At 58.8% G+C, this 15,888-nt stretch carries 15 protein-coding genes and 1 tRNA gene; 5 read left to right on the forward strand and 11 right to left on the reverse strand.

Annotated features, from left to right (window positions below; all coding sequences use genetic code 11):
• Positions 1–66: 66 nt before the first annotated feature.
• Together MHY08_RS07475 and MHY08_RS11795 are read right to left on the reverse strand one after the other, a co-directional pair.
• The gene (locus tag MHY08_RS07475) at positions 67–1,617 is read right to left on the reverse strand and encodes a glycosyltransferase family 4 protein (RefSeq protein ID WP_204611280.1); all 1,551 of its coding nucleotides are present in this window, start codon (positions 1,615–1,617) and stop codon (positions 67–69) included.
• Entirely contained in the window at positions 1,610–2,923 is a 1,314-nt protein-coding gene (locus tag MHY08_RS11795) for a glycosyltransferase family 4 protein (protein WP_204611279.1), read from the reverse strand. Before MHY08_RS11795 ends, MHY08_RS07475 begins: the two co-directional genes overlap by 8 nt.
• A 216-nt stretch (positions 2,924–3,139) precedes the next feature.
• Between MHY08_RS11795 and MHY08_RS07485 the strand changes: the two genes are divergently transcribed.
• Positions 3,140–3,212 (forward strand) — tRNA-Asn (locus MHY08_RS07485).
• A gap of 619 nt (positions 3,213–3,831) precedes the next feature.
• Here the strand turns inward: MHY08_RS07485 and MHY08_RS07490 are convergent.
• The 4 genes from MHY08_RS07490 to MHY08_RS07505 form a co-directional block, all read right to left on the reverse strand.
• Positions 3,832–4,497, reverse strand: a complete 666-nt coding sequence (locus MHY08_RS07490; RefSeq protein WP_239236151.1) for a DUF1707 domain-containing protein — start codon at positions 4,495–4,497, stop codon at positions 3,832–3,834.
• Between the two features lie 38 nt (positions 4,498–4,535).
• Positions 4,536–5,717: a non-hydrolyzing UDP-N-acetylglucosamine 2-epimerase gene (gene wecB / locus MHY08_RS07495; RefSeq protein WP_204611277.1), complete on the reverse strand. Its 1,182-nt coding sequence runs from the start codon at positions 5,715–5,717 to the stop codon at positions 4,536–4,538.
• Between the two features lie 86 nt (positions 5,718–5,803).
• Positions 5,804–7,084, reverse strand: coding sequence for a phosphatase PAP2 family protein (locus tag MHY08_RS07500; protein ID WP_239236153.1), 1,281 nt, complete (start codon positions 7,082–7,084; stop codon positions 5,804–5,806).
• A gap of 126 nt (positions 7,085–7,210) precedes the next feature.
• Positions 7,211–7,360, reverse strand: a complete 150-nt coding sequence (locus MHY08_RS07505; protein WP_239236155.1) for a hypothetical protein — start codon at positions 7,358–7,360, stop codon at positions 7,211–7,213.
• Positions 7,361–7,516: 156 nt separating this feature from the next.
• Between MHY08_RS07505 and MHY08_RS07510 the strand changes: the two genes are divergently transcribed.
• A complete protein-coding gene (locus MHY08_RS07510) occupies positions 7,517–7,798 on the forward strand; it encodes a hypothetical protein (RefSeq protein WP_005324241.1) in 282 nt (93 codons plus the stop codon).
• A 66-nt stretch (positions 7,799–7,864) separates the two neighbouring features.
• On the opposite strand, the gene dnaG is transcribed toward MHY08_RS07510, so the two are convergent.
• Complete coding sequence (dnaG, locus tag MHY08_RS07515; protein WP_239236157.1) at positions 7,865–9,787, reverse strand: DNA primase; 1,923 nt, start codon at positions 9,785–9,787, stop codon at positions 7,865–7,867.
• 211 nt (positions 9,788–9,998) lie between these two features.
• Here dnaG and MHY08_RS07520 point away from each other — a divergent pair, with 211 nt between their 5' ends.
• Together MHY08_RS07520 and MHY08_RS07525 are read left to right on the forward strand one after the other, a co-directional pair.
• A complete protein-coding gene (locus MHY08_RS07520) occupies positions 9,999–10,460 on the forward strand; it encodes a ribonuclease domain-containing protein (RefSeq protein ID WP_239236159.1) in 462 nt (153 codons plus the stop codon).
• A gap of 2 nt (positions 10,461–10,462) precedes the next feature.
• Positions 10,463–10,696: a barstar family protein gene (locus tag MHY08_RS07525; protein WP_204611275.1), complete on the forward strand. Its 234-nt coding sequence runs from the start codon at positions 10,463–10,465 to the stop codon at positions 10,694–10,696.
• Between the two features lie 154 nt (positions 10,697–10,850).
• Here the strand turns inward: MHY08_RS07525 and MHY08_RS07530 are convergent, their stop codons facing one another.
• Entirely contained in the window at positions 10,851–12,143 is a 1,293-nt protein-coding gene (locus MHY08_RS07530; RefSeq protein ID WP_239236161.1) for a deoxyguanosinetriphosphate triphosphohydrolase, read from the reverse strand.
• Positions 12,144–12,191: 48 nt separating this feature from the next.
• The gene (locus MHY08_RS07535; protein ID WP_204611268.1) at positions 12,192–12,767 is read right to left on the reverse strand and encodes a YdcF family protein; all 576 of its coding nucleotides are present in this window, start codon (positions 12,765–12,767) and stop codon (positions 12,192–12,194) included.
• A 54-nt stretch (positions 12,768–12,821) separates the two neighbouring features.
• Here MHY08_RS07535 and MHY08_RS07540 point away from each other — a divergent pair, with 54 nt between their 5' ends.
• On the forward strand, positions 12,822–14,834 hold the full coding sequence (locus MHY08_RS07540; protein WP_204611266.1) for a TPM domain-containing protein: 2,013 nt from the start codon (positions 12,822–12,824) through the stop codon (positions 14,832–14,834).
• 103 nt (positions 14,835–14,937) lie between these two features.
• On the opposite strand, the gene MHY08_RS07545 is transcribed toward MHY08_RS07540, so the two are convergent.
• Complete coding sequence (locus MHY08_RS07545) at positions 14,938–15,378, reverse strand: hypothetical protein (protein WP_239236164.1); 441 nt, start codon at positions 15,376–15,378, stop codon at positions 14,938–14,940.
• Positions 15,378–15,887 (reverse strand): hypothetical protein, encoded by a 510-nt coding sequence (locus MHY08_RS07550; protein WP_239236166.1) that lies wholly within the window; start codon positions 15,885–15,887, stop codon positions 15,378–15,380. The genes MHY08_RS07545 and MHY08_RS07550 overlap by 1 nt, the downstream gene beginning before the upstream one ends.
• Position 15,888: the final 1 nt, after the last annotated feature.

A 15,888-nucleotide genomic window follows, 5' to 3' on the forward strand; every position in this document is an offset into this window, starting at 1 on the left:
GCGTCGTTTCTCATTCCTCACTAGTCACAGTCATCGCTAGCCACAGCTAATGTCATCGCGCCAGCACTATCGCGCTGCAAGTTCGTCATACACTTTGCGCAGTTGCTCAGCATTACTTCGCCAAGTTCGTGATGCGGCAAATTGAATCGAGCTAACTTGCCGACGCTGCCGGCTAGATTCTGGCTCCGCTATCAACGTACGGATTGAGGATGCAATAGAGATTGGATTCCCAGCCTCACAATATTCAGCATTGCCGCCAGTAACCTCGCGCAACGCAGGAAGATCAGAAGCGACAGTAGGGATCCCTAGCGCCTGTGCAATCATCCCTTTGATTGGCGTTACTGATCGGCTAACTTCCGCATCATTTCGAGGCATAACAAAAACATCCATTACGGCATACCATTCCCAAATATTTGGTGAAGGCTTCTTGCCCACGAAAGTAACTCGCTCCGACACCCCTAATTCGACCGCGAGCGTTTGTAGCTTTTCTCGGCTTTCGCCATCACCCACGATTAGGCAATTAACGTCTTCCAAGTGAGTCAGCGCTCTTAGTAAGTCGTCGATTCCCTCGTAATTCACCAAAGACGAAACTGTACCAACGGTAATTCGATTGGCGATTTTATGCTTTTCCCGTAACGCTAACTTCGAGTATTGCCTACCTATCAGATTTTCATCGACAGCGTTCGGAATAACGACGAGCTTAGCGGCTGGTACTCCGGAGTTTCGAAGCCTAGCTTTTGATACCTCGCTAAGGCATATCACCCGATCAGCCGACATAGCGGCGTTTATCTCCTGCTGCGCACTGTTTCGATAAAAGTTGGATCGTTTCGCAGCCTCAACAAAATCAGGTGGTTGTTTTGACAACCAAGTGTTATGAGGTTCACCTCTGACTTCGTAAATCCAGGGAAGCCCGAATTGTCGCGCCACATTGGAAACTACCACTGCATTAATATAATCAGTCGTTGTATGTAAAATCCGGGGATTTTCCTTCACGACCGTTCGAGAAAGCAACTCAACGGCTTTCTGCTCACGCTTCTTGCGCATTATAGGCATATATGAAGGAACCAACGTAGAGTACTCAACACTCTTCACATTATATTTGACAGGGAAACGAAGAATACCAACGATTGCAGGGTAGCCGAGCCGAGTTACTGCTTTGACTGACTCCCCTGCCGTGTGAAGCGCTTCCAGCATATGTTGAGTACGTTCCGTATAACCAGAGTTGGTAAACGGCTTCGCATTCGTTAAATAATACAAAACAGTTGATGAACGATGACTTGCCCCTTCCTTCTCGTCCGGCACCCAATCATGCAATTCATTGCTAAGACGTGGCCGGTCAACTGTAAAGGGCCCTTCCCCCGGCACACCAGCGAACGACGACGACTGCGCAATCCCAATTGACTTACCACAACCAATAAACTCATGGGAGACCCTATTCTTCCCATGAGTCGAACCAAAGTGATTCTCTAAGAAGCGACTAGCATTTGGAAGTTTATTGCTGATCCCAAGTCGTTGAAATATTTTGAGCAGAGTGCTTTGAGGCGCGACCAGCATCATAGGCGTCAAGGACGTACAAAGTGTCACGAACACCTTCAAGCCCCTTTTAAATTTATCCACGTGTACTGCTCCCCAGTGCATTGTTGATCGCTCTCAAGAAGTTTGTCGGCGATTCCACTTGACGATTAAGCTCAACCCAGCGAAAGCCTTGATCCGTTACGAAGCGCTTTTCAGGATGCTTAATTAATTCGATCCAGGTCTCCGCTAATGCCTCAGGACTTTCGGTTTGCACTACAACACCTGCGTTTAATCTTTTAATAAGCTCGGCCGTTTCTCCCGAAACCACCCCTGTTACATGCATCCCCACCGACATCAGTTCATACAATTTGCTCGGCACCGTGCGCTCAAGTGCCGGCCAATCAGTTAAATGAACCAATGCCGTATCCGCCCAGTGATAGGCATCTGCAAGCTGTGTTGCTTGGACTTTGGCTTCGAATGAGACGTCGACATCAAGTTCACGAGCCAAGTGAATAAGTTCTTTCTTGGCTGCCCCTGCACCGATGAAACGAAGCTGAATCTCGTATCCTCGGTCTTGCGCAACTTTAATCGCTTTGACCGCATTTGAGAGGTTCTGAGCGCGCCCAAGTGTACCCGCATATAAGACGTTTAGAAACGGACGATCCCTGCATCGATTCCCCAAAAAATCTGCAATAGTTTTCGGTTCAAATACGTTGCGAACTACCAAGATAGTATCCTCATTTTTGCTGCCCAAGACGTCTGTGCGTCGTAAGAGCGACTCTTGTAACCTAGCGGAAGTCACGGTGAGCGCCGAGGCCTTTTGCAAGATCGAATTTAAGACCCTCTCGACTATCTTTAAAGAAAAATCAAGTACCCACGTTCCAAAGACTTTTTCTCTCCATGACTTCGAGCCAAGCCCGGCATTCCACTTTCTGGACTCACTCAACAAGTCTGGCCACGCGTCGCGCAAGTCGATCATATAAGGCCTACGGAATCGAAATGAAGCGATTCTTGCTACTAATGCTGTCGGCAGCGCTGGAACTGTTCCCACTACCAAGTCGGGCCTATATCCTTTTAGACGGCCAGGCAATCGCAATATAAGCCAAATTGCCCCGAATGCAACAGCAAGTTGATTGACAACCTTTCCAGATATCGAATTTCCTGACGGAATAAACCCAGAGCGAACTACGCGTATATTCGGTTGTAGAGCTGAAGACTCAATAGCTGAACGATATTTTCTTGTTACCCACCATTCCTTAAGACTCAATTTTCTGTCGTAGTGAGGAGGCGGAGCAATCACAGTAACAGAATGCCCTGACTCCTGAAGGAGCTGGCTAAGCCAAGCCCATCGCCGCTGAGGTACGCCATTCTCAGGCTCCCAGTACTGTGAAACAACTAATATTTGCACGCAACGACCCCTTCACCGACAACAATCACGCTTAAATGTTATCGAATTCTCTATAGGCTCCCAAAGTTTACAGCCCAGCGACACCATCGATCATTGTTCACAACGCACAAGCTAACCTTACCGCAGAAACGCCTGATGAGCTGGCAATTTGTAAATTATAGCCGGTCTAATATAGAGTTACTCTACGTCGAAAGGGAAACACCCCAAACGACATATTCCTCCATAGCTCAGTTGGCAGAGCATTCGACTGTTAATCGAAGGGTCACTGGTTCGAGCCCAGTTGGAGGAGCAAAGCTCCCGCTTAGTCTTGCTAAGCGGGATTATTTGCGTTTTGTCTATATTTCTTCAGGGATTCAATCTTTAAGCGCTGCGGTGGAAGTACTGCTTATTCACAGGCGTATTAAGCCCGAAGACAGCTAAGTAAGAGAACCAAACTGGAATCCTTGAAGCCACCGGACGGCAGTGTTGAGGAGAATCCTGGATTGGTTTGTCGTGGATTTTCGTGTCTCCACCTGGCCGGCAACTTCGATGGTCTGCGCGATATTGTCTGACGATACTGCCCTGCCAAGTTCATGAGTTGTTAACCAGGCTTACAGAATGCCCTGTAGATCTCGGCTTCACGCCTTTCCCAGTTGAAGCCGGAAGCCCATGTGCCTAGATACGCCCTGCCGCCCTGCAGGAGGCAGCGGTCCCGTGCGGCAAACACCGGCCCGAGTGGTTGTACCATTGCCCACCGCGCTAGACCGGCTTCTAGATGTGCAGTGCGCCCTGAGCAATTTAAATGCTCCTTGTAGGCCGAAGACTGACGTGGGTCTTCCAAAGCCAGCTCGAGGGGGCTGGAAGAGTGCTGTGAGCGTGTCTGAGACCAAGCCCTAATTCCAGATACGCCCTCTAACTCCTCAGCCTCCTCAATCGCTGTATCGGCGCCCCACGTGAACGTCTACGCCGCCGAAGAGACTGTAGCAATTGACGTTGATTTCTGGCGCGTCCACTGGCAGGTCATTCGGATGGATGGCGCCGTTTTCTACCTTGAGGTCATGCCCGCCAAAAAGGCCTACGCCGCTGACGTGGACGCGGAAGCCTTCGGGAATATAAACATCGACGCCACCAAAGACGCCCGCCGCGTTGATGGTGGTAGTACGACTGTGCAGGGCGGCGCCCGTAAGATCGATGTCCACTCCGCCGAAAAAGCCCAGGGCTGTCAGGGAACGAGCTACTGCCCCACCGCTGACAGTAGACCCGCCGAAGATCCCCACCGCAAGGGAGCGGGTCTCCTGCACGCTCGGCTGCACCTGGCGAATGGCCTGCTCCACCTTGGCGATGGCTTTGGATTCTTGCTGGCCCGCATAGGCCTTCGCGATTTTTCGTTCCTGTCCAAAAAGGAGAACCTCTGGGTCTTCTACAAGGTCAGCCAGTGGCTCGATGAGCTCGGCACGGGTGGTTGCGTCCACGCATGCTGCCGAACGCTTTTCAAACTCGTCGAGGTCAATCTGACCGGCCGACAGCGCATCTCCTAGGATGTCGGCGGCCTTCATGCGGTCTTGGTGGTTACAGCGGATATCCAGCGGTTTCATACCACTATTATATCCGCTATATCTACCCCATGCGCAGGTTATTTCTTATTCCGGGCGGCCTTGGAGGAATCAACCTCGGGCAGGAAGTCGTCTACGCGCTCGCCTACTCCAGTCAGCTCCGCGATGGCGGCAACGGCGCGCTGCGCGCCCTTGCCATCGCCATAAGGGTTAACGGCGTTGGCCATGGCTTGGAAAGCGGCGTCGTCGGAAAGCAAAAGCTTAGCCTCGGCCACGATGAGCTCACGGTTGGTACCCACCAGCTTCACGGTGCCGGCGACAACGGCCTCGGGGCGCTCGGTGTTTTGGCGCATAACCAGAACCGGCTTGCCCAGAGCGGGAGCCTCTTCCTGGACTCCGCCGGAATCAGTAAGGATGATGGTCGCGCGGTTTTGCAGCTGGGTGAACTGGTCATAAGGCAGTGGATCGGTAATGATGATATTCGGTAGGTGCTCAACCTCTGGGAGAACTGCCTCACGCACCTTGGGGTTGAGGTGCAGCGGCAGCGCGAAGTTAATCTCCGGATAGGCTTCTGCCAAGTCCTTAACTGCACCACCAATTTCCTTCATAGCCTCAAGGTTCTCGCGGCGGTGGGTGGTGACTACGACAAGCCGCTTATCAGACTCTGCGGCCTCCTGCAGAGCAGGGTCCTCAAACTTGGTGTCCCAGGATGCCGCTTCCAGAAGAGCGTCGATGACGGTATTACCGGTGACCACTATGTCCTTGGAGCGCACGTTCTCGCGGCGCAGGTTCTCCATCGAGCCTTCGGTTGGAGCCAGGTGCAGCTCGGCAACCTGGCCAATGAGTTTACGGTTCGCCTCTTCAGGGAACGGCGAATGAATATCGCCGGTACGCAAACCGGCTTCGAGGTGAACGATTTTTACCCCGCGATGGAAACCGGCAAGCGCTGCAGCCATAGCGGTAGAGGTATCGCCTTGGGAGATGATGACGTCCGGCTTTTCTTCTTCAATGATGGAGTCCAAACCAGCAATGGCGCGGGAGACAAGTTCGTTAAGCCCCTGTCCCTGTTTCATAAGCCCCAGATCGTGCTTCGGCTGAATGCCAAACATGGTGTTGACCTGCTCCAGCATCTCTTTGTGCTGACCGGTAGAGACCGGGATGGATTCAAAGCGCTCATCTTTATCCAGCGCCTTGATGACCGGTGCCACCTTGATAGCTTCCGGTCGGGTGCCGTAAATGGTCATGATCTTGGGCTTAGTCATTATTCTCTTCCTTTAGAGTGATGGAGATACTTCTTCATTGAACCATGTGCGGGAGACCTGTACCCCCGCTCAGGTTTGAGAACCTGCTATCCGCTAACGCTCACGCCGCCGTCTGGGGCTATGGTCGCCTTGGCCGCCATGGCGCGGGCTAGATCGAGGCGTTGCCACGAGCCTCCCTCTGCTTGCCAATCCAATGGATTGCCGGCTGGGCGGGCGGTCTGGCGGAGCACCTCGGCGCGCTGCTCCCAGGTCAGTTCTGGGTGGGACGCTGCTAGCAGCACTGGAGCGGCCTGCGGGACGACCATCGGGGCGTCGGTGCGGTAGCGCGGGGCAAAGTCATAGTCCATGAACTTGGAATACTGTTCTACTGCATCCTCCGTGGACCGATAGTGGGTACCCTCTTCCCTATCTTGGGCCACCAGTTCTTCCACCGTCTTGCCGGTGCGCCACTTGATTTCTTGGCGCACTTCCATCGAGGCTTCCCATAGGGCATGGCGCATGCGCTTATCGTTGAGGCGGTCTGCCGCAGCAGCCTGGCCGGTCATACGCCCACCGATGACATCCAGCGGGTAATGCACACCGAGGACCACCCGGTGGTTGCCGGCTTCAGCGCCGCGCAGCATGAGCTGTGGGCCTACCTCCGGCAGCATGAAGGACATCAGCGTGGTAATCCAGGTTGCCTGATTGGTATGGCCCGAAGGGAAGGCTGGCGAGGTGGGATAAAGATCCTTGGAGCCATCGTCAAAGCGCTTAATCGCTTGCGGCGCGCACTGGTACGGGCGCTGATAGTTGAAGTAGTACTTCTCTGACATGGTGGAATTAGCTAGCCCACCTGCACGAGCGGCGTACCCATTGCCTAGGAGGTACTCGGTTTTGGGCAAGCGGTGCTCGGCTAGAGAAGCACGGAAAGCGTCGCCAAGATTTTTGCCCATGGCATCAGACACCGCGTTGAGCACGCTGGTGGAGCTGGCCTTGGCGTCGGACTGCGCTCGCTGAATAAGGGCTTGGTCCCCTGCCGCAGCGTTATTTATGGCCACGGCCTTATCCATATTTTCCTGGCGGATTTCCGGCTGGGCCTTAATGTGGTCAAAGAGCTGGACTACCTGCCAGTAGTTGCCGAATTGATAAGAGGAAACATCGGATTCAAACCCCGCAATATGATCCGTGCTAAATGGCTCCGGAACTGGTGCTCCGGGATGCTGTACCGGTAAGGCGCCGGTGGTCTGCTGGGTAACAGGCTCGCGGAGCTGCGGCACAGCGACGGGGAGGGCGGCGCTGGCAGCCGGTGCCAGCGTTATGGTCAGTCCGGTGGCCGCACACAAAGCGAAGGCGCGAACCGCCGGGCGGAGATTATTCCGATAGTTCAACGTGGAAACCTTTAACTAGTGACAAATTCCCACGCATAATATCTAGCTAAAGTTACAACTAGGTGAACGTCACGCTAAACCCGCGTGCATAAAGCCGGGGCAGTGAGTAAACCTTTCCCGGTTCATCTAGCAATCCTCGAACCAGGCCGAGGCGTCATGCGCAGTTGCGGCCTCCACATGCTGGCTACTCGATTCCGCGGAAATGCTCGCGGTAAATAGCGCGGCCAGCGCTACTGCTGAGGTCGCGGCCGAGTCCCTACGCGTATTTATTGCCACCTCTTTAAACTAGCGCGTATTCCCGGTAATGAAAAGAGCTGTTCTACAGCAAGACGAGCTGTACCCCTTAACGGTAGCTAGCAGCGAACGACAGGCCTTCGCGGTAAGCTAGTGGGGAACTTTTACTCGTACTGGAATAAGGGGACACGCTAGATAATGATCCAATTCGTCTTCGGCGCCGCAGCAGGATACGTTTTTGGCACCAAAGCAGGCCGCAAGCGCTACCACCAGATCAAGGGCGCCTACGAGAAGGCCGTCAACTCCCCCGTGACCAAGTCCGCCGTCACTTCTGCACGCAAGGCAGTAGCCAATCGCTTGGACCCGGAACCGCGCATGCGCGAGGTTCGCGATCTATCTTCCAAGCGCAAAGGCAAAGGCCGGTTACGTGGTTCCCAGGTAGACAATGCGGACCGCATTTATGAGCCTGATGAGGACTAGCTTAGTTTAAGCCTCTTCCCTCCCCTTGCTGCGCACCTGCATCGGTGGCATCGCAAGGGGATATTTTTAGCCTTGGGGAGGCGTGCCGCGGAAGGCGCGGTCATTGAGCTCGCGGCGAGCTTGCTCTAAAGCGACGAGGTCAGCAAAAAGCGAGTTATAGCTAGCCTCATCATCGGAGGGACGCATGCGGCCCAGGCGGGCCTTCAGTTGGGCGATTTGATCGCCCACCACGGTTTCTTGCAGGCGGGAAAGAACGGAATCGGCGTATTTTTCGGGGCCGACGTCGGTAGGCAAGATTGCTTCTACGGCGAGCTCGGAGACGAAATTGCGGCCGGTGAGATCCTGCATCTCGCCGGCTACCGCGGCAATCCATTCCACGGCGGGCATGGACGCGCCTTGGGCGGCGCCGCCGGCGGTAGAAATTGCCTGGCGGACGAGGCGGTAGGCGTCGTTAGTATAGGCGTCGGCAGTAATGCCATCGAAGTACGAGCCTGCTACCTGCGGCATCTGCAAGGCCAATTTGAGGGCCTCGCGCTGTGGCCACAGGTGGGTTTCCTTGGGGCTCGGCGGATGGATCATCGGCACGTCCTGCTGCGCCGGTTGCTGCTTCGCGTTGTCGAAGCGGCGAATGGTGGGTTTTTCGGCCTTCTTGGGCTTGCGCGCCTCCGCGCGGACCTGCTGGAGGACCTCCTCTGGGTTGGCCCAGCCCACCCAACCGGCAAGGCGGCGGGCATACTCGCGCTGCAGGGGCTGGTCACGGATCTGCGCTACCACGGGGACCGCGCGGCGCAATGCTTGCAGACGCCCCTCCGCGGTATCGATGCGGTACTCCGCGATGACGGATTGGATGACGAACTCGAACATGGGGATGCGGTCCGCGATGAGCTCGCGCACGGCGGCATCGCCTTTCTGCAGGCGCAGATCGCACGGGTCCATGCCGTCTGGCGCCACGGAGACAAAGGACTGGCCGGTGAATTTCTGCTCCCCATCGAAGGCGCGCATGGCGGCCTTCTGCCCTGCCTCATCACCGTCGAAGGTATAGATGAGCTCGCCGTTGAAGTAGGAATCATCCAGCATCAGCCGGCGCAGCACCTGGAGGTGCTCGCCACCAAAGGCGGTGCCACACGATGCCACTGCGGTTTTCACGCCGGCGGCGTACATGGCCATGACGTCCGTATAGCCCTCCACCACCACGGCCTGGTGGTTATCGGCAATATTGCGCTTGGCCAGATCGAGGCCGAAGAGCACCTTAGACTTGTGATAGAGCATGGTCTCGGAGGTGTTCATGTACTTGCCGAGCTTGTCGTCGTCGAAAAGCTTGCGGGCACCAAAGCCAATCACGTTGCCGGATAGGTCCTTGATGGGCCACAGCAGGCGGCGGTGGAAGCGGTCAATGGGACCACGCTTGCCCATCTTGGAAATGCCGGCCGCCTCCAGTTCCTCGAAGGAAAAGCCCAAGCGCAACAGGTGCTTGGTGGCGGTATCCCACCCCTCCGGCGCATAGCCGCACTCAAATTCATAGATGACCTCGCGGGAAAAGCCGCGATCCAGCAGGAAGTCCCGGGCGGTAGCGGCCTGCGGGGTCTCCAACTGCTGGCGGTAGAACTCGTGCGCGGCCTTATTCGCGGCAATGAGGCGCTGGCGGGTACCGGGCTTCTCATTGCGCGCGCCTGTGGAACCGCCCTGGTAGTTGATGTGATAGCCAATCTTCTGCGCTACCGCTTCCACCGCTTCCGGGAAGGAGACCTGCTCCATTTCCATCAGGAAGCTAAAGACATCGCCGCCCTTGCCGGTGGAAAAGCAGTGATAGTAACCGCGCTGCGGGCGCACGTGGAAGGACGGGGTCTTTTCATCCTTGAAGGGGCTCAGCCCCTTGAGCGAATCATGTCCGGCGGGCTTGAGCTGAACGTACTCGCCCACGATCTCTTCTAAAGGCGCGCGTTCACGGATAGCTTGAATGTCGCTGTCCGGAATTCTGCCTTTTGCCATGCGTACAGACTACCCCGCGCGCGGCGGGAATGTTCAAATGGCAGGGCCAGGATGGTGTGGTGCCTGTGGGTTCACGGTTTGGGCGGAAATTACCCTCTGATGGGGTGTATTCCACCTGCCTTTACCTACCCCCGTGACGGGGGAATTTTTGGCCTTGTTGGGAGCGCCGGCCGATTTCGGTATTCACCGCTGCACCTGCAAGAATAAAGGTATGTCCAAGTCCCAAGCGTCTAAGAAATCGCTCCCAGTAGCCCTCGGCGGCCTTGCGCTTGCCGTCGTTGCAGGCTACTTCGGCTTCGACCTCGGCGGCAATGATGATTCCTCTGCTTCCTCTCCGTCCGAGTCCGCAGGAGGCGCTAAGGCTGGCGACGCCGATACCTGCGAGATGTCCTCCCTCCCCGCCGAGGCGAAGGACACCGCAGACGATATCTTGGCCGGTGGCCCCTATGATTACCCGGATAATGACAACGCCCGCTTTGGCAACTACGAGGGACGCCTGCCGCAGCAGGACAAGAATTACTACCGCGAATACACGGTAGAAACACCCGGCAGCAAGAACCGCGGCGCCCGCCGCATTATCACCGGCGGCGGCAGCGAGACCGACCCAGACGTGTGGTACTACACCGATGACCACTATGAAAGCTTCTGTTCTATCCCGGACGCGGAGGAGTAATCATGCAACGCATCCTCATTACTGAACACATCCGCACCCGCGCGGACTTCTTCAACGCACTCGGCCGCACCCGCGGATGCGAAGATTGTGGGCCACGCAATCTCGATGACCTGGCGGACTTCCTACGCGAGCAGCGCACCAGCGTCATCATTGCCTCCGACATGAAAATCGCGGACGCGGAGTTGGAGGGTGTTGCCACCGTTTTGGAGGATCAGGGCGTGAAGTTGGTGCGCTAGCGACTCAGGCCCTGGGACTAGAGCTGGGGCTGGGGCGTTAGGTCCATAGATATCAGGCCGAATTGAGGGGTATGAGCTCTCAATTCGGCCTTTTCGCGCTCAGATCGGCCCGATGAGTTTCGACCTAACTCTAACGGTACTGGGTGGGCCAGGTTTAGCTGAGGAAGCCCGATAGCTCCGCACTCCGCCGGGCTAGGCGCTCTAGGCGGGACTCGGTCATGGAGGCGATCTGGTCGATGATGGCGCGGTCGCGTGCGGCATCGGTATCGGCCTGCTCCCACCACAGGCGGAAGGTGGCATCGAGGGAGCCGGGGGCGCCGGCAACGAGGTAGTCGTAGACGCGGTAGATGCGCTCGCGCTGGCGGTCTTGGCGTGCGAGGTGGGCGGGCTCGTCCATGACGTAAAGGACCGCGATGGTTTTGAGCAGCTTGACTTCGGCTTCGGCTTGCTTGGGCACGACGAGGTCTCCGTGCATGCGGCCAAGGCTATTGGAGGCGATGAGATCGGCATTGGCCTCGCTGGTGGCGCCAACCGTCGCGCCGACATAGCGGCCGACGAGCTCCGAGGTCATCTTCTTCAGGTTGGCGTAGTCGCGCAAGGAATAGTCAAAGTCGCCGATGGCGTTGATGACGCTTAAGTTGCGCAGGCTATCGGCCGCTTCTAGGAGCTCATCGGCGGTGCCGCCGAAAGCCTTGGCACCCTTTTCTGCCAGTTGGGCCAGCTCCACCAAGTCCCAGAGCACGTTCAAAGAGATGCGCCGGGAGATGATGCCATCTTCCACGTCGTGCACGGAGTAGGCGATGTCATCGGACCAGTCCATGACCTGGGCCTCGATGCACTTGCGGTTATCGGTATGGCCTTCGCGCAGCCAGTCCAAAAGGTGCGCATCCTCGTCATAGGCGCCGTACTTGCGGTTGGTGGTGCCATCCGGGTTGGTCTTGGTCCAGGGGTATTTGCAGGCGCCGTCGAGGGCCGCGCGGGTGAGGTTGAGGCCAAAGCTTTGGGGTTCGCCGCGGGCATCGTCCACGATGACCTTCGGCTCCAAGCGGGTGAGGATACGCAGGGTTTGAGCGTTGCCCTCAAAACCGTTGAGGGCAACCTCGTTGAGCGCATTCTCGCCGTTGTGGCCATAGGGCGGGTGGCCGATGTCATGGGTCAGGCCGGCCATATCGCAGAGATCGGGATCGAGACCGAGCCCGGAGCCGATGCTGCGTGCGATTTGGCCGACCTCCAGGGAGTGGGTCAGCCGGGTGCGCGGGGTATCGCCGTCGCGCGGGCCGACGACCTGCGTTTTATCCGCTAGCCGGCGCAGCGCCGCCGAGTGCAGCACGCGGGCCCGGTCGCGGGCGAAGAGCCCGCGGTGCTCCTCCACGGGGTGGAAGGCTGAGCCCTTCGGCTTTTCATCGGCCAGGCGGGCAAAGTCGGCGGCGGAATAAGAATAGGACACGGCCTCAAGTTTATTCCGCGAACAGGCCCTTTGGGTGAGCAACGTGGCCTAAGTGCGGTTGTCTTCCTGCTGAATCGTCTGATGCCGCAGCTTTTGATTCGGGCGCAGCACCCGTTCCACGCGGTAGAAACCATTGCGCAGTGCAGCGGCACCGCGCGGCGACAAAAGGCCGGCCACCAGCGCGTAGGCCACGCCACCGGTTTCGTGGGCAAGGTAGCGCCACCAGGGCTTAGAAAAGCGCGCGGCCGGGTAGTACGGCGTGCCGGAGACGGTGGCTGTGATGCCCTCTTGACGGGCGATGATGGCGGTGCGCAGGCGGTGGAGGGGATCGGTGATGATGGTGGCGTCGGAAAGCGCGAAGGCTTCCTTGACCGCGCTGAGGGAGCTGCGGGTATCCATCCCCTCCTCCACCGCGTGCACGGTCAGGTGCGGGAAGTGCTCGCGCAGGTAGCTGCGGCCAACACCGGCCTCAGTAAACCTATCCCCAGGCAGCTTGCCGCCCACGGTGATGACCTCCAGTCCCTCGGCGGTGGCGAGCTCACCGGCGTGGCGCAGGCGGCCGGCCAAGATCCGGGAGGGGCGGCCATCGTATTGGGCGGTTCCTAAAACAATTGCGTACTTCACTGCCCCACTACACTACCTGCCGGAGGGCTAGGCGGAGCCGGTAAAGTGGTGGGCATGAATTTGAGTGCACGTTTGGGCCGCGCGGCCATTGCCGCTTTCATTTTGGGCTGCACCTCCGTCGGTGCGGGGTCTGCCTTCGCCGCCGAGACCACCACGGTGGCGCAGGGCACCGGTACGGCAACCCTCACGGAAAAGGTTACCGATGATGCGGGCGTATTAAGCACCCAAGAAAAGGCCGAGCTCAGGGAGAAGATTGGCCAGCTGCAAAAAGACGAGCACCGAACCCTTTTCGTCTACATCACCGATGAGTTGGGCACGGATCCGGAAACCTTTGCCGCAGCGGCTGTCAAGGACAAGGGGCCGAATTCTGCGGTCTATGCGCTTTCCATTAATGATCGCAAGATGGGTGTGCAGACCGGCGATGCGTGGCCCAAGGGCCGGTTGGATCAGATGTATGACGCCGCCTATGACGAGCTGGCCAGCGACGAGTACGGGGCTTCGGCCCTCGCGCTTGCTGATGCCGCCTTGGGCAACTCCCCCGCCTCCGATTCCTCCGACTCCTCTGGCCTGGCGTGGCTGGGCGGTGGCGCGGCCGCCATCGTCGCCGCCGGTGGCGGAATCATGTACTACTCGCGCCGCAACACCAAGAAAAATAATGCGCAGACGCTGGAATCCGCCCGCGAGATCGCCCCGGTCGATACCGATCAGCTAAACCGCCTCCCGCTGGAGACTTTGGACCAGCTGGCCCAGGAGGAGTTGGTCTCTACCGATGAGTCCATCCGCCGCGGCAAAGAGGAACTTAATATCGCGCTCTCCGAGTTCGGACCCGAGCGCGTGCGCCCCTTTACCAAGGCCATGAACCATTCCAACTCTACCCTGCAGAAGGCCTTCCACCTGCGCCAGCGCTTGGATGATGCCGTGCCAGAGTCCCCGGCCGAGCGCCGCCAGATGCTGGTAGAAATCGTCTCCTCCTGCGGCCAGGCCGATGATGCCCTCGATGCGCAGGCCGAGGAGTTTGCCAAGATGCGCGATCTGCTCATCCACTCCGATGAAAAGCTGGATGAGCTCACCCAGCGCACCGTGGGCCTGCGCGCCCGCCTGCCGGAGGCCGAATCAACGCTGGCCAGCCTGAAGTCCAACTATGACGAGCACGTGCTCTCCTCCATTGCCGATAACCCCGAGCTTGCCGCCGCTTCCCTGGATGAGGCCGAAAAGCTGCTCGACAAGGCCCGCGGGGTCCAGGCCCAGCCGGCCGGCCAACAGGGCCCGCTCGTAGGACTTATTCGCGATATCGAGCACGCCTGCGAGATGACGGATCGCCTCATTTCCGGCGTGGAAAACGCCGAGGAGAATATCGCCACCGCCCGCCGCAACCTCGAGGCGCTTATCGCCGAGGTAGAAGGCGAGATCAACGAGGCCCGCGAACTTGAACGGCAAGGCAAGGCCCAGGGAACCACCGCGGATTGGGACAAGCTCGAGGATCTGCTCGGCCGCGCTGGTACCGCCGTCAACGAGGCCAAGGCCCAAGGCCAGCAGGATCCGCTGGGCCAGCACACCGCGCTGACCTCCATCGATACCGAGCTGGACGAAGCACTCGACCGCGTGCGCGAAAAGACCTCCACGCACGCGCGCCAGCTAGACCTCTTCCGCCAGCAGATTTCCGTGGCGGAATCCAATATCCAGGCCGCAGAAGACCTCATTTCCTCCCGCGGTCGCATCATCGGCTCGGGTGCGCGCACCGCGCTTGCCGACGCCAAACGTCTCCACGCCCAAGCCCTCCACACCGAGCGCAGCGATATCCGCGCCGCGCTGCAGTCCTCCCGCGAAGCGGTGGCCGCAGCCCAGGCGGCGCTGCAGCGCGCCAAGAATGACATCGACGAGCACCGCCGCCGCCAGCAGCGCCAGCAGATGGGCAATGCTGCCAATAACATCGTCACCGGCGTGGTCATCGGCCAGATGCTCGGTGGCGGCCGCGGCTTCGGCGGAGGTTTCGGAGGCGGCGGCTTCGGTGGAGGAAGCTTTGGCGGCGGAGGCGGCGGAGGCGGCTTCCGCGGCGGCTCCTTCTAGCCCGCCCATTCCGCCTAGCCTGCCCAGTCCGACCCACGGCCTGGCAGCCCTGCCCTAGGCTCGCGCGCGGGTGGCCCGGCTCCCGGCTCTCCCCGGCGCAGGGCTAGGTGCGCAGGGTGCGCGGGGTGGCGTCGAGAAGCGCGCAGGCGTAGCTCAAGAAGATGGCGTCGAGCTCGGGCAGCTCGCCCACGCTCACCTGCAGCCCGTTTCCGGCCGGCGCGGTGCTGGCAACCTCGGCGCCGGTGACGCGGGCCACAATGCGGCGCTCGCGGCGGAAGGGGTTGCGGCGATCGAGAAGGTACTCGCGGTCAGCGCAGGTCGCGCGCAGCCGGGTGACGGTAATCCCGGCCTGGGTGACCGAGAAATCCTCGCCCGCCGGGGTCTGCGCGCGCAGGAAGAACCGCGGGGAGGAAGAATCCAGCGAGGACTCCAAAGCTAGGCGCTCGCCGGCGGCGGTGGCAAGCACGCCGTCGCGCACGGAGGCAAGCTCGTGCCCCTCGGCGTTGGTGAGCGCGCCCGCGCGCCAGGTCCACTGCGCAGTCATTAGAGGATGAACAGCGCGATGAGGGCGACGATGGACGCTAGGACCAAGGTGATGATCCAAACCCAGGCCTTGCCTTGGGTGGTGGCATCCAAGATGACGCGGGTAAACCAGCTCAGACCGGCGATTTCGGCGGTGGTCAAGCCCTCGGCATCGTGCTCGAATTCGAGGATGGACTTGCGCACGCCGGAATTGCGGGCGGTGAACTGGCCTACCTTTTCATCATCGACATCATCGATGATCCAGTCGCCGCTGTTTTCGTTGATGAAGGTGAAGGTACGGCCGTTGAGCGATGCCTCCAGGCGCTTGTCGCGGCCGGGGCGGCCGGCGAGGCGGTAAATGGAGCCGTCGGCAAGCGTGGCAGAAGCGCCAAGGTCACTGACCTCGGTGCGCCAGAAGTGGCCGTCCACCTCCGCGGAATGCTCCGAGAATACGCCCAGCTGCTCCGGGCCTTCCTCGGCCAAGAGCACGGGCTTTGCGCGGTCGGAGCGATCCCAGCTGGTGTAATGCATT

It is taken from the genome of Corynebacterium sp. ACRPJ (genome assembly GCF_022347345.1).
In the GTDB taxonomy this organism is placed as follows: Bacteria; Actinomycetota; Actinomycetes; order Mycobacteriales; family Mycobacteriaceae; genus Corynebacterium; species Corynebacterium tuberculostearicum_D.

Coding starts and splice junctions, on each gene's coding strand:
- MHY08_RS07490 (WP_239236151.1), bottom strand. CDS start 4,497: ATGAAACCGCTGGATATCCGCTGTAACCACCAAGACCGCATGAAGGCC.
- wecB (WP_204611277.1), bottom strand. CDS start 5,717: ATGACTAAGCCCAAGATCATGACCATTTACGGCACCCGACCGGAAGCT.
- MHY08_RS07510 (WP_005324241.1), top strand. CDS start 7,517: ATGATCCAATTCGTCTTCGGCGCCGCAGCAGGATACGTTTTTGGCACC.
- dnaG (WP_239236157.1), bottom strand. CDS start 9,787: ATGGCAAAAGGCAGAATTCCGGACAGCGACATTCAAGCTATCCGTGAA.
- MHY08_RS07520 (WP_239236159.1), top strand. CDS start 9,999: ATGTCCAAGTCCCAAGCGTCTAAGAAATCGCTCCCAGTAGCCCTCGGC.
- MHY08_RS07525 (WP_204611275.1), top strand. CDS start 10,463: ATGCAACGCATCCTCATTACTGAACACATCCGCACCCGCGCGGACTTC.
- MHY08_RS07540 (WP_204611266.1), top strand. CDS start 12,822: ATGAATTTGAGTGCACGTTTGGGCCGCGCGGCCATTGCCGCTTTCATT.
- MHY08_RS07545 (WP_239236164.1), bottom strand. CDS start 15,378: ATGACTGCGCAGTGGACCTGGCGCGCGGGCGCGCTCACCAACGCCGAG.
- MHY08_RS07550 (WP_239236166.1), bottom strand. CDS start 15,887: ATGCATTACACCAGCTGGGATCGCTCCGACCGCGCAAAGCCCGTGCTC.